The sequence below is a fragment of the Pseudomonas sp. 2024-210 genome (genome assembly GCF_045062345.1).
In the GTDB taxonomy this organism is placed as follows: Bacteria; Pseudomonadota; Gammaproteobacteria; order Pseudomonadales; family Pseudomonadaceae; genus Aquipseudomonas.
This window is the reverse complement of the sequence record NZ_JBJGEJ010000031.1, coordinates 1-12,567: the sequence shown is the minus strand read 5'-3', so window position 1 is coordinate 12,567 and position 12,567 is coordinate 1. Positions and strand designations below refer to the sequence as shown.

At 54.6% G+C, this 12,567-nt stretch carries 14 protein-coding genes and 2 pseudogenes; 3 read left to right on the top strand and 13 right to left on the bottom strand.

What is annotated here, in order from left to right; translation table 11 throughout:
* The first annotated feature begins 335 nt into the window (after positions 1-335).
* Positions 336-545: pseudogene (locus ACI7MX_RS22825) on the top strand (hypothetical protein).
* A gap of 407 nt (positions 546-952) precedes the next feature.
* Here the strand turns inward: ACI7MX_RS22825 and ACI7MX_RS22820 are convergent.
* The 5 genes from ACI7MX_RS22820 to ACI7MX_RS22800 form a co-directional block, all read right to left on the bottom strand.
* Positions 953-1,516 carry a flavin reductase family protein gene (locus tag ACI7MX_RS22820; RefSeq protein WP_405591988.1) on the bottom strand — a complete coding sequence of 188 codons (564 nt, stop codon included), beginning with the start codon at positions 1,514-1,516 and terminating at the stop codon, positions 953-955.
* A 46-nt stretch (positions 1,517-1,562) separates the two neighbouring features.
* The gene (locus tag ACI7MX_RS22815) at positions 1,563-2,450 is read right to left on the bottom strand and encodes an AraC family transcriptional regulator N-terminal domain-containing protein (protein ID WP_405591985.1); all 888 of its coding nucleotides are present in this window, start codon (positions 2,448-2,450) and stop codon (positions 1,563-1,565) included.
* 27 nt (positions 2,451-2,477) lie between these two features.
* On the bottom strand, positions 2,478-3,059 hold the full coding sequence (locus ACI7MX_RS22810) for an NAD(P)H-dependent oxidoreductase (RefSeq protein WP_405591982.1): 582 nt from the start codon (positions 3,057-3,059) through the stop codon (positions 2,478-2,480).
* Positions 3,060-3,119: 60 nt separating this feature from the next.
* Positions 3,120-3,959 (bottom strand): SDR family NAD(P)-dependent oxidoreductase, encoded by an 840-nt coding sequence (locus ACI7MX_RS22805; RefSeq protein ID WP_405591979.1) that lies wholly within the window; start codon positions 3,957-3,959, stop codon positions 3,120-3,122.
* A gap of 131 nt (positions 3,960-4,090) precedes the next feature.
* Positions 4,091-5,065 (bottom strand): AraC family transcriptional regulator N-terminal domain-containing protein, encoded by a 975-nt coding sequence (locus ACI7MX_RS22800; RefSeq protein ID WP_405591976.1) that lies wholly within the window; start codon positions 5,063-5,065, stop codon positions 4,091-4,093.
* Positions 5,066-5,341: 276 nt separating this feature from the next.
* Between ACI7MX_RS22800 and ACI7MX_RS22795 the strand changes: the two genes are divergently transcribed.
* Positions 5,342-6,052 carry a nitroreductase gene (locus ACI7MX_RS22795; protein ID WP_405591973.1) on the top strand — a complete coding sequence of 237 codons (711 nt, stop codon included), beginning with the start codon at positions 5,342-5,344 and terminating at the stop codon, positions 6,050-6,052.
* A 597-nt stretch (positions 6,053-6,649) separates the two neighbouring features.
* Here ACI7MX_RS22795 and ACI7MX_RS22790 read toward each other — a convergent pair.
* A complete protein-coding gene (locus ACI7MX_RS22790; protein ID WP_321833761.1) occupies positions 6,650-7,261 on the bottom strand; it encodes a TetR/AcrR family transcriptional regulator in 612 nt (203 codons plus the stop codon).
* 184 nt (positions 7,262-7,445) lie between these two features.
* Between ACI7MX_RS22790 and sdhC the strand changes: the two genes are divergently transcribed.
* Positions 7,446-7,823 carry a succinate dehydrogenase, cytochrome b556 subunit gene (gene sdhC / locus ACI7MX_RS22785; protein ID WP_321833759.1) on the top strand — a complete coding sequence of 126 codons (378 nt, stop codon included), beginning with the start codon at positions 7,446-7,448 and terminating at the stop codon, positions 7,821-7,823.
* 221 nt (positions 7,824-8,044) lie between these two features.
* On the opposite strand, the gene ACI7MX_RS22780 is transcribed toward sdhC, so the two are convergent.
* The 7 genes and pseudogenes from ACI7MX_RS22780 to ACI7MX_RS22750 form a co-directional block, all read right to left on the bottom strand.
* On the bottom strand, positions 8,045-8,764 hold the full coding sequence (locus ACI7MX_RS22780; RefSeq protein ID WP_405591968.1) for an endonuclease NucS domain-containing protein: 720 nt from the start codon (positions 8,762-8,764) through the stop codon (positions 8,045-8,047).
* Between the two features lie 229 nt (positions 8,765-8,993).
* Positions 8,994-9,788 carry a DNA adenine methylase gene (locus ACI7MX_RS22775; RefSeq protein ID WP_405591965.1) on the bottom strand — a complete coding sequence of 265 codons (795 nt, stop codon included), beginning with the start codon at positions 9,786-9,788 and terminating at the stop codon, positions 8,994-8,996.
* 150 nt (positions 9,789-9,938) lie between these two features.
* Positions 9,939-10,466, bottom strand: coding sequence for a lysis protein (locus ACI7MX_RS22770; protein ID WP_405591962.1), 528 nt, complete (start codon positions 10,464-10,466; stop codon positions 9,939-9,941).
* Positions 10,463-11,008 carry a glycoside hydrolase family 19 protein gene (locus ACI7MX_RS22765; protein WP_405591959.1) on the bottom strand — a complete coding sequence of 182 codons (546 nt, stop codon included), beginning with the start codon at positions 11,006-11,008 and terminating at the stop codon, positions 10,463-10,465. The genes ACI7MX_RS22770 and ACI7MX_RS22765 overlap by 4 nt, the downstream gene beginning before the upstream one ends.
* A gap of 48 nt (positions 11,009-11,056) precedes the next feature.
* Positions 11,057-12,103, bottom strand: a complete 1,047-nt coding sequence (locus ACI7MX_RS22760; protein WP_405591956.1) for a phage late control D family protein — start codon at positions 12,101-12,103, stop codon at positions 11,057-11,059.
* Between the two features lie 74 nt (positions 12,104-12,177).
* Positions 12,178-12,384, bottom strand: a complete 207-nt coding sequence (locus ACI7MX_RS22755; RefSeq protein ID WP_146383604.1) for a tail protein X — start codon at positions 12,382-12,384, stop codon at positions 12,178-12,180.
* Positions 12,359-12,517, bottom strand: a pseudogene (locus ACI7MX_RS22750) (phage tail protein); the annotation flags it as partial. The gene ACI7MX_RS22755 and the pseudogene ACI7MX_RS22750, both read right to left, overlap by 26 nt.
* Positions 12,518-12,567 lie beyond the last annotated feature (50 nt).

The window sequence follows — 12,567 nt, the reverse complement described above, 5'->3', positions numbered from 1 at the left end:
CACCCCCTAAAGTTTCGGAACTCCTCACTTTTCTGCGCCCAATAAAAAACCCCGTAGACCAAGGTCTACGGGGCTTTCGAATGTGGAGGCCGAAGCCGGAATCGAACCGGCGTGGGCGGATTTGCAATCCACTATTTTTTCTATATAAATCATAAGCTTATAGATAAATCGATTCCGCAAACGCTTCATATTTTGGCAACTGAACGCCAAGCATATGAAGGGTTTGGTTTTGAGGTGCGGAACTGATTTAGCCCCCCCTCGCACGACATCCTACCCATCGCAAAACACTCACTCAGCACCATCACCGGCTATGCTTTCCCCACAGAGGATCGAATATCATAAACTCAGACCTAATTCCCGCCCTCCTTTACAAACTCAATGAAAATCAGCTTGCCCTTGAGGCTGCCATCATGGAGCTGACACTATAGATTGAGCTGCAAGGCTCATCTGAGGTAGGAGGAAATGTTCGTGGGGCGCTAGACGTAATTACCCAGAATGAAGAGTTCATCAACGTTTCACTAAAAACGCTCATGCCACCTGAATGAAAAAGCGTAACTGATGCAGAGAAGCATTTACCTAGAGTTAATCACTAGAAAATAGCTCTAGTGAAGCTTGATGGAGTCATCACCAACCGCTAAAAGCTGATAATCGGTTACTGTCTGGACTAGCGAGTCAGCCAATATTTTCAAGCGATCAATTTCTTATTGTGGGCGTCCTGAAGTTTTAGCCTCACGATAAAGACGCAGAGCTGCTAAGGCTTCTAAGATCAACGGCTCACCAGTCTAGGGCATTCCCAGAATTATCCTCTTCATCAGCAGCCACCCTCTCAGTGCTCACATCTGTCTAGCTGCTGCCCACTGACATACAGTCTCGACGCAGAGCTGTCGCAGGCCAAAGGCAGCAATCGGCCAATTGCTGCCCTTCGCGACAGGCAGCTATCGGCCAGCCCGAGTCAGTTGAGCATCGACGATTTAAACAAGTCCTTGCGATTGATGAACTTGCCCGACAGCATGAATTCCCCCATCCCCTGGTAATGCAATGACTCTTCCTTGTCTGCGGAAGGGGCCACATGGGCTTTGACGACCTCGAAGATAAACAGGTTGTACCGATCGATCATGGAGTCGTCGTACAGCCGGCATTCAAAGGACGCGTAGCACTCTCTGATCAACGGTGCACTGACCTTCGTCGCCTTGCTCGGAGTCAGATCGAACTCAGTGAACTTATTGACCTCGCTCCCTGAACAGTTGCCGATACCCACTACCGTATCTATAAGTGATGCCGAAGGAATATTGATCACGCATTCCCCGCTTTGGCGCACAAGGTCGTGGGAGTAATTTCCAGAAGCAATGACGCACCCGACGAGCGAGGGAGAAAACTCCATGACCATGTGCCAACCCATGGTCATGATGTTCGTTTGTTGTTGCCATTTCGATGAAACCAGCACAATAGGGCCAGGCTCGAGAAAGTGTCTGATGTTCGAAACGGGAAAATCTTTCTTCGTAGCCGATCGTGGCATAACAACCTCCGAGTAGATTGGGAAGGCGGCAAAGCAGCTGGCCGGTTTATTGGCCGATTGCTGCCGCACTTGATTCCCGCATTCGATGGACGTCACGCAGCGGCGGCGAGCCAAAGATTCGGCTGTACTCCCGACTGAACTGCGACGAACTTTCGTAGCCCACCTGCAAGGCAGCAGTACCGGCGTCCAGGTTTTCATTGAGCATCAACCACCGGGCCTCCTGGAGACGCAGCTGCTTTTGGTATTGCAGAGGACTCATTCCGGTCAACGAGCGAAAGTGCTGCCGGAAGGTTGTCTGGCTCATATGTACGCTGTCTGCCAGGTCCTCGACTAGCAGCGCCTCGGTGTAATGCTGTTTCAACCAGGTGACGGCCTTGGCGACCTGATGCGCTTGTGTACCGGAAGCAATCAGGTGACGAAGCCTTGCACCCTGGGGACTTTTCAACACCCTGATGGCAATTTCTGAATGAATGAGAGGTGCCACGGATGCAATCATCTCTGGCTCATCCTGTAACGCGATTAGCCGGGTCACTGCGTCAACCAGCTGCTCGCTGGGGATCCCAATGGTGAGGGCAAGCTCGGGGGCAGATTTGCGATGGGGAAGGGATACCTGGGTAGCTAGCTGCATCACAGTGCGGCTATCCAGCGCGACCGAGATGCCCAGGTATGGGGTTTCCGGGCTTGCTTCTGTAACCTTGGAGACCACCGGCAGGTCCAGGGATGTCAGTAACACCTGACCTTGACCGTAGTCATATATTTCGTCGCCGATGACTACACGCTTTTGGCCTTGGGCGATAAGTGCCAGGCTCGGCTCATAGATGCAATGCACTGCCGCGGTGGGTTGCGAACGGCGAAACAGTTTCAGCCCTGGGACCTCCGTGATGAAGTCCCCGTCGTGGGGAGCAAACCGCGCTACAAGATCGATAAGCCTCATGTTTCGCCTCCGCTGACTCGGTTTCAGTTAGAGAAAGAACTGCTTCAGGTGTTGCTGATAGCGCAGCGTATCGGCCTCGATCTCAGGCTGCTTGATCACGTCATTGCTCATGAAGGTAGGCAGCTTGCTCAGGCCGACGAACTCATTGGCTTTGTGGAAAGAGTAGTAGACCGGATCTACACCTTGGCCATCGAAGAACTGCTCTGGTTCCACAAAGGCCTCCAACGGCGCATTCCAGGTCACGGACAGCATGTAGTTGCGGCCTTGCAGCAGACCGCCCGAGCCGTATTTGCGACTCGGGTCACTACGGGTACGACCGTCGTTGTCGAAAATCTGGCCATAACCGACGGAGAAGACCTCATCAATGTACTTCTTCAGAGTCCAGGGCGCACCCATCCACCACGCCGGCATCTGATAGATGATGGTGTCCGCCCAGAGGATTTTCTGTACTTCGGCCTCAGCGTCGTAGGCGTCTTCTACGCGAGTTACCTGGACCTGGTGGCCATTGCTCTCAAAAAGCTCTTTGGCGATCTGGGTGAAGTGATTATTGAGCTTACCCTCGGACGCGCCGTATTGGGTTCCCGCATTGACGATGAAACTGTTACTCATAACTGAATATGCCTTGAAAAAAGAAGATTGGAAGGCGGCCGTTACCCGCAATGCTGGGATTTACGTCGCCGCGCTGTCGGTGGACGCGGACAGCGGTGCCAGCAATTCGGCCTGTTTAAGCATGATCTCGATTTTGGCGTGAACCACACCCAGCGAGTCCGAACCTGCCGCATAACGCACGGGCGGTTCGGCCAAATCGGAGAGAGTGATCAGTGCCGCGCCAAGCTTGGCTGGGTCGCCCACCTGTTGGTGGTTCATCTGGTCATGGAAGTTGTTGAAGGCTTTAATCGACTCGGCGTATTCAGGGATGTCGTTGGTACCGTAGCTCACCGAAGTAGGATCGAGGAAATCGGTTTTGAAGAACCCCGGGGCGACGATGGTGGCGTGGATGCCCAATGGCGCAACTTCGTTGGCCAAGCCTTCCATCCAGCCTTCTACCGCGAATTTGGAAGCGCTATAAGTTGAAGAACCAGCAACAGAAATCATGCCGGCGGCCGACGAAATCGTGAACACATGACCCGAGCGCTGGGCGCGCATCACCGGCAAGATGGCGCGGGTGACATTCATCGTACCGAATACGTTGGTTTCGAACTGACGGCGCACCTGTTCATCACTGGTGTTTTCAAACCAACCCAGCTGGCCGTAACCGGCGTTGTTAACCAGGACGTCGATCCGGTTGAAGGTGTCTACGGCGCCTTGGACAGAGGTTTTAATCTGATCGGCGTCTGTAATGTCCAGGGGGAGGCAGAGCAGCGACGAAGGTTCGCCGGTCAGCTTCTTCTTCAAGTCGTCGATGTTTCGAGCCGTTGCGACTACCGCGTGACCAGCTGCCAGCACTGCCTGGGCAATACCCAATCCAAGGCCACGATTTGCCCCGGTGATGAACCATACCTTGCGCATATTGAGTACCTCTCAGCAAAAAAGCTTAAGGTGGCCGGACCAAGGTGTGAGCACCTGGTTCGATCACTGACGGTACAAATGATGAGCCTGCATGGCGATTAGGCGGTATCCGATTCCAACCGTTTTTTTGCCTATTCCAACGGCTTGCCGTTGCGCATGCTGCCGGTTTGGATCAACGGGCCGATCGCTCGGATTTTCAATATATCTTTCAGCGGAGGGGCCCCGAACAGGCGACTGTATTCCCGACTGAACTGATGTTGGCTTTCATAGCCGACAGTGAACGCAGCCGTCCCAGCATCAAAATTGTCGATAAGCATGAGCCTGCGCGCCTCGTTCAGGCGCAGACATTTCTGGTACTGCAATGGGGTCATCGCCGTCAGTGCACGGAAATGGTGATGGAATGTCGACATACTCATCTGAATCGTGCCCGCCATATCTTCTACACGAAGTGATTTACGAAAGTTGGCTTTGATCCAGGCGATAGCCTGAGCAATTTTATGCCCTTGGCTGCCGACTGAAGCCATCTGCCTCAGGCGCGCCCCTTGTTCGCTGATCAGCACCCGATACAGGATTTCTCTCTCGATCAGCGGTGCAACGACAGGAAGGTCCTGAGGGTCTTGAAGAACTTCAACCAGACGGGTGATACATGTCAGGAGCGGGACAGTGCTACTGCCTAGCGTCATTCCCATTTCTGCCTGGGCGGGACGCGGAGCAGCGACGTTGTTGTCGATCATCAGTTGAGCAGCCAATTTCAAATCGAGCTTGAGCATCACCGACAAATAGGGTGTGCCCGGACTTGCATCGAATACTTGGGTGAGGCTGGGTAAATCGACCGAGGTGAGGAGAAACTGACCGGCGCCGCAGGTGAACCGATCGTCCCCCAATGACACGCGTTTCGCTCCTTGAGCCACGACCACAATACTCGGCTCATACATGCTGCACATCGCAAAGGTCGGTGCCGGATAGGCGAACATCGACAGCTCTGGCAGCGGAGTACCGGTTCCGGCATTCGCACTTGCCCAGCCGCCTATCGCGGTCGCTAGCCTGGCACAGGCTTCAGCAAAACGAGCTTCCCCACTCTGGTGGGTTGGAATTTCCAGCCGCATGAGATTCTCCATTGATATCACAGGTAGCTTAACAAGCAGGCATGGATTCGGAGCGACCATGCGGCAGAACTCGGACTATCAGGCAAAAATTGCGCACTATCAGGTTCCCGTACTAACGCGTATCGAAGGCAGACTGGCTCCAGACAAATGACGGAGTGATCCCGAATTGCTCCCTCTAACGCGTGTAAGGCTCGTCAGGTAGTGCTTCCTGACCAGAAGGTGCCTTGCAACTCGCTGACGACGAGTTTGAAAACATTTTAGATACGAGGACGACCCATGTCAGATTCCATTCACACCCCTACTCACGTCTCGGATAACAAGGCTGCTTTTCAACAGGTAGTCCGCGCACGGCGATCGTTCCGCCGGTTTCTTCCTTCACCGGTGCCCGAGGCTCAAATCGTCGAGATTTTGGAAGACGCCCAGTTTTCCCCATCGAATTGCAATACACAGCCTTGGGACATGCACATTGTGTCCGGCGAAAAGCTCATCGAACTGTCTAAAGCGATGCTCACGGCGCAAAAAGCGGATGCTACGTCGCTCGATTTTACGTTCGACCATAAGGACTTCTTCGGTCGTTACAAAGAGCGTGCATTTGAGCAGGGCAAAGCTTATTACCAGGCTCTTGGTGTTGATCGTGAGGACCGGGAAGGTCGCGCTCGTGCTGCAGCCATGAATTTCCAGTTCTTTGGGGCGCCGCATGTGGCAATGCTTTTCGTGCCAGTCATGGGAGACACTGTGAGGGCAGCCGCAGACGTGGGCATGTACGCCCAGACATTCCTTCTCTCGTTGACTGCGCACGGCCTTGGCGGCATCCCCCAAACCTCCCTTGGCTTCTATGCCGACACCGTAAGGGAAGTGCTTGGTATTCCAGAGAACTACAAGATGCTTTTCGGCATGTCCTTTGGACATCCTGACTTGACCGCGACCGAGAATATGAGCCGCTTGGGCCGCGACTCTATCGACCAGAACGTTACTATCCATAGCTGAAAAACTATCCCGATCGCGCACATAGATGGCAGCCTATAGCGGGGTTGGAGCAGATGGCTTGGCAAGTGGGGATGTGCTCAACCTCAAGCCACGTGCAGACGACGTGGTCGTGCAGAGCAAACTTCCGTATCAGAGCCCTGCAAAGGGGACGACTGACAGCGCGAGCCATTTCAGCCCGCAGCTATAGTCGGTAACGGCAACGTCACAGCTGCGCCTGCCCATAGCTGCCCGGGGCCCCTCCTTGAACTGAGCGATAAAGCGCCACTTGACGGTTTTAAGTTTGCGACGCCACCTCATGAACTGTCCCATCCTAGAGAACCAGAATGCGGAGCTTTTCACTAATGCGCGCTGTTCGGGAATACGGCCGGAACTGAAAGCAATCGGCCAGACGTAGGTGTTGCCCAATAACCTCTTTGGGTCGATTTCTGCCTGTAGGTACCGTCAGCTTTTGGCCGTTTTCTGCCCGTCGCGAGAGGCAGAAAACGACCCATAGCGGACCTTGGAGATAGATTGAAACCGGCCCTATGCTGTATTTCGCCTGCTTCTGTTAACGTCGGAATGGGCTATCGTTGGCCAAGCAGAGCTGCTAGAGGGGGATCACTGCGTTGGGCTGTACGCGGCTAAAAATGCATCTGTCGCTCTGGTAGCCGTTTCTTTACAGAAGGCCTGGTCGAAACCCTGCATGGTGGAAAACAGGAATAGGTCAATCCATTCGGACTCCAGCAGTGCGCGCAAGTGTAAAGCTGCGACCCGTGAATCAGATTGGCGAAGTTTCCCTGTGTCCATGTAATGCTTGAGTAAAAGCGATGTCGCCTCTAAAAATTGTGCTGGTCCGGCTTCATAGCAAGCTTTGCCCAATCCTGCTTTGCGGCCAGCTGCAGACAAAAGTAACCGGCGGACAGCCATAACCTCTTCTGAGTAAAGCAAAGAAATAATTTGTTCCCCCAAGATCTGAAGAGCGTCACGAATTGGCAGTGACAGGTTCTCAATGGCATTAAACGTTTCGCGCATTTGCGACCCTGCCGCCGTCATCAGCACTTCGTAAAACAGGACCTCTTTGGATTCAAAATACGCATAGAGTGTTGCTTTAGAGCAGCCGAGACTCATTGCAATTTGAGCCATGGAAGCGCCCTCAAATCCTTGGTCATGAAAAACCTGCCCGGCGGCCATTAAGATCGCTGATCGGCGTGCCTCGGATTTCGTTCGCATAAGCGGTCTCGTTCAAAAGTTTGCCTATCCTAGTCCATCGGTCGTCAGCTTCGTACCAAAAGCTAAACTAGACCGTGCGGTTTAGTTTAGAATCCAACGCTGGCATGCCTAAGCCCTTGCCAACCGACCGCGCTGTCAGCTGACAGTATTTGGCCTGACGTGAAATTACAGATTTGGAGTGAAGATGAACAAGAAGCGGCCCGTCAATCTCGACTTGGGTTCAATGAAATACCCTGTCACGGCACTCACCTCGATCCTGCATCGTCTGTCCGGGATCCTGCTTTTCTTGTGCCTGTTCGTGATGCTTTACGCATTGGGCAAGTCATTGAGCTCAGAAGAAGGTTTCAACGAGATCAAAGGCATGCTGTTATCGCCGCTTGGCAAGCTGATCGCGTGGGTGCTGTATTCAGCTTTGATCTATCATTTGGTGGCGGGCGTCCGGCACCTGATCATGGATATGGGGGTGGGAGAGACACTGCAAGGCGGAAAGCGCGGTTCTGTTATCGTAATTATTGTGTCGACCTTGCTCATTGCTGCCTGTGCCATTTGGCTCTGGATGTAATCAGCGTCGATGGCGCTCAGAGATATACGTTCGCCAAAGAAGGCCCCTACATTTTGATTAAGTGTGGGGGCTTTTTACTTAGTACTTACAACAGGCGAATCGCTCAAGACAAGGACTCCGTCAAGCGACTGCTTTTGGCCGTAAGCAGCCCTCCGTGACAGGCTGCTTACGGCCAAAAGCGGTCAATTGGAGGGGCCACGAAAGTTGGGGCTATTCACTCCTCACATCCCATCTGACATTGGTCCATCTGCTTCAAGGATTTGGTTCAGGTTGAACGCTACTTCATACTCAAAAAGCGAGACATTAGGTACTGCCACGATAGCGTGACGTAGGTTTGAGCTGATGGATTTAGCAACGATGACGCCCTTCACCATCTTCCCGTGCGCAAGGTTCTTCTTGATCCAGCCCATGTAGCGACTGATCTGACCTATGGCACGATCTGCCACACGACCACGTTTCAGTTCAAAGATCACAAACGAGTCATCTGAATCAAGTGCGAGTATGTCGATTGGCCCAACGTCGGTAGGGTATTCAACTCCATCACGACCTTGCGGGTCGACATAGAGGCGAAGGGATTTCCCTTCCAATTTCAGTGATTCGATGTTGTGAGATATGAAGTCGCGTAGCTGCCATTCCAGTTCAAAAACTGTCTCTCGATCTGAATCTTGAGTGTCTTCGTCTCCAAGAGCCAAGTCTTCGTCTTCGATGGCTTGGATAGTTGCTTTAGGTGTGCTGGGATGCAGAACCAAAACCTGCGTTTCAGTTTCTTCAGTGACCCATCCCATTCGAATGAATGCACGACGAAGCTGCTGAGAATTCGTGTTGCGATCGAAAGGTGGTGCGTCATTGGGGTTCTGACGGCACCATTCTTTCATCGGATAGAGCGAGTGCCTACCATCCAAATCGACCAAAACAACAGAGTATTTCTTGGGTGGCTGCATCTAGGGGGCGCCCATGGCTGATGGCTTAAAGCTGGCAGGTTAGCTGGTGGGGGGTAAGATTACCAATGTGGCGACATTACTCGCCTAACGCCACCGGTAGCAACGCACAGCAGTTGGTCAAGATCACTACTCGTGCGGTTCTACGGACGGAAGTTAGTCGGCTAAGCGTCAGCTTTTGGCCGATAGCAGCTCTTAGTCACGGGCTGCTATCAGTTTCAAACTAACCAACCTAAAACAATCCTCCCCAAGCCTCCTGCTCCCAATTCGTAACAATCAACTCCCCCGTCACCTCAGCCTTCCCCTGCCGTTGATTGGTGGTCGTGTACCGAATCTCGGTGGTCTCAAAATGAAACCCTTCAAACACCCGCCGAATGTCCGGGTGGTCGTTGATGCTGACCATCACTTTGCCTTTGCAGCGCCGCATAAAGTCAGCGATACGCTCGTAATTTTCAAACGGGAAGTCCACGCCGTAGCCAGCGGTCTGCCAGTAAGGCGGGTCCATGTAGTGGAAAGTGTGTGGCCGGTCGTAGCGCTCTGCGCACTCAAGCCAGGGCAGGTTTTCGACGTAGGTACCGGACAACCGCTGCCATGCAGCAGACAGGTTTTCTTCGATGCGTAGCAGGTTGATTGCAGGAGCAGTTGTTGCGGTACCGAAGCTCTGACCTGAGACCTTGCCACCGAAGGCATGGTGCTGCAGATAGAAAAATCGGGCAGCGCGCTGGATGTCGGTCAGGGTTTCCGGGCGGGTCATTTTTTGCCACTCGAAAATCTGCCGTGAGCTGAGAGCCCACTTGAATTGACGCACGAACTCTTCCAAATGGTTCTGCACCACGCGGTACAGGGTCACTAGGTCGCCATTGATGTCGTTTAGCACTTCGACTGGAGCAGGCTGTGGCCGCAGGAAGTAGAGCGCACCTCCGCCGGCAAAGACTTCGACATAGCATTCGTGGGGTGGGAACAGGGGGATAAGGCGGTCGGCCAGACGGCGTTTACCGCCCATCCAAGGAATGATGGGTGATGACATTGTTTGCAAGACCTTTACTGTATGGATAGACAGGTGATAGGCTCGCTCCGCTTTGTGCACGGGGCAGGAGCCTTGACTGGGCTTGCAGGGCTGATCTGCGGGTTTGGTGGCCGGGCTGGATGTTGACGCATCCAGCTTCGGCCGCTCCTTTTATTTCGTGTGTGAGACTTCTTTGGCGTAGGCCTGACAGGCTTGTAGCGCGATCAGTCCTTGGTCGCCGTCGCCGGTGATTCCGATAATTCGTTGAGCATGCGCTCGGTCAAGTTGGGCTGTCGCAGTTCCATGAACCACGCCGCCGGTGTCGGTGGTGGCTTGCATTCCGTTACTACCATTTGTGGCGGTGGTGTCGAGTAGGACTGACAGCCGCAGGTCAGCAGTAGCAAGGCGATCACGCAGGTGGGTTTGAGTGATTTTGGCATCAGTCAGGGCTCGGTAGTGGGCTTGGTCGCTGGCTGCCAGCCATTGCTCCAGGGCGAGGCGCTTGCCCTGCTCCGCGATGATTAGCGCTGAGTTGGCATTGGCCAGATGGGTCAGGGTTATTTGGTGGGTGGCTTCTTGCTTGGCGAGTTTCTTGTCGTAGGCGTTGGCCTGCCACGCCCATGCCGCCCATGCACTGCCACCCATAAGGCCGAGCATCAGCAGCATTGCCCCGCCCCACTTCACCGCATCGAGCTTCACGCCAACACCTTGAGGGCACGGGCATACAGTGCCTGACGATCTGCTGCGCCGTTTTGGCCGCCGTTGATGCGGCGGGTGATGGTGTCGAACTGGCCCGCGTCGGCCAAGGTGTTGAGCCCCCTGCTCGCCCAAAACCATGCCGCTGACATGCACGCGTGCTGCGGCTTTTCCAGCAGCTCGGGTTGGTTGATCAGGTCAAGGGCCAGCGCTTCACCGCACATCATGTAGTTGGCTCGGCCGGTGATCTGGATCAGGCCACGACCTCGATACTTTTGACCGTCGCCGTCCGCCTCAGGGGTATTGCCCAAGCGCTTGGCCAGTGAGCCGGTGTCGTATTTACTCAGGTATTGGTCATTGCCCAGTTCGCGGACGTAGCGAAACTGACCGGACTCGTGGCCGATCTGGGCGATAAAGGCGGCGATGCGTTTCGTGCCGACGATCTGGAAGCGGACCATCGCGGTGTTTAGCACAGGAACAAAAACGCCGGCTGTTTGGCCGGCGCTGGGTAGGATCTGTTGGAGTTGCTGCTGGGTGATCGACATAGGCTTGCCCTAACGATAACGCCCGCTCATGGCCGGCTGGGTGTGGGTTTACTCTGCTTTTAGCGATACGACTTTGAGCGGGGCTTTGGGCTTCTTGCCTTTGGCCTTAGCTTTTCCTTTTTTGCCGCCGTTGCATTCGACGGTGGTGCTCCAGCCGTTTTGGGTGAAGACCTGCTCCACCGAGTCCACCAGGTACTCGCCATCAAGCCCGGACTTGAAGCCTTGAGCGTTGATCGTTCGTTCGGCATACAGATCAGTACGCCCGGGCATTTCCAGACGTACCGCAGCAGTCGAACGATTGAAGGCTGATAGCCGGGCCTTTGCCGCTTGTTCGGCAGCGGATTTGTTCGGGTAGATGTGGCGGTCGGTATGCACGGGCGGCAGGCCGTCCGGAGACTCGTCGTTGTCCAGGGTGACGACTTTTAACTGACCGGTCTTTTTGTCTTGATGCTGTGTGCTGACGGCTTTGTGGGTGCTGCGATCAGTGAGGCGAAATTGCCAGCGGCTGACGTCGCTGCGCGTGAGGGTGATGGTGCCCAGCGCCGTGCCGCTCGCGCTTTGACCGCCCTGGCGCTGCATCACCAGAAGCTTGCCGTCCGCTACCTTGGCGGTGCAGTCGAACTGCTTTGACAGGCGAGTCATAAAGTTAAAATCTGACTCGTTGAGCTGGTCAGCACGGGGCACCACGGTGGTCACTGAGCACACGGGCGACCAGCCATTACGTGCGGCTACGTCAGTGACGATGCTGGCCAGGCTCACACCTTCCCAACTGCCACTGCGGGTAGTCTTGCCACTGCCGCGCATGTCGCTGGCTTTGCCACGGATCACCAGCGTATCGGGTGGACCGGAAAGTTCAACCTCGTCCACGGTGTAGCGCCCGAGGCGGGTTAAAGCGCTGCCGTCGTAGCCCAGGAAGACTTCAATGCTTGCCCCGCGACTGGGCAGCGTCACGGCGCTGTCACGGTCATCGATCCGCAGCTCAAAGTCGTCTGACTCCATACCGGGTTTGTCGGTGGTGCGTAGCAACAGTAGGCGGTCATTGATCAATGCGGTGATGTCGGCACCGTCAGCAACAATTCGAAAGGTAGGGGCCATGAGGTAAATCCTGACAAAAGAAAGCCCGCTCATGGCGGGCTAGATAAACGAGCGTTGGGCATGACGTGAAACGGCTAGCCCCACAGCATCACCACCTCATCACTCGGCACCGGCAAATCCGGTAGGTGAATAATCACCCCAACCCGAAACGGCTGCGCCTCATCGGCCAGCCCTTGGTTGGCATCGAGCACGGCTTCGACGGTGCCGTTGAGGTGGCCGTAGTAGTTCTGGCAGAGGGTGTCGAGCACGTCACCGCTATGAGTTCTGCAGGTCGTCGCCATAGCGCACAAACTCCAAGGTAAAGCCCTGTTTACGCGGGATGCCGCCTTGCAGCAGGGCGCTTTGTTCTTCTTCGATGTTTTTTAAACACCAGTTGCCCAGTACGTCGCCGTAGCCGGTGGTCAGGCCCAGCGGTATTCGCTGGAGCGTTTGAGTTCGTCAAACGCAGCGGTGTCCAGGTTGAA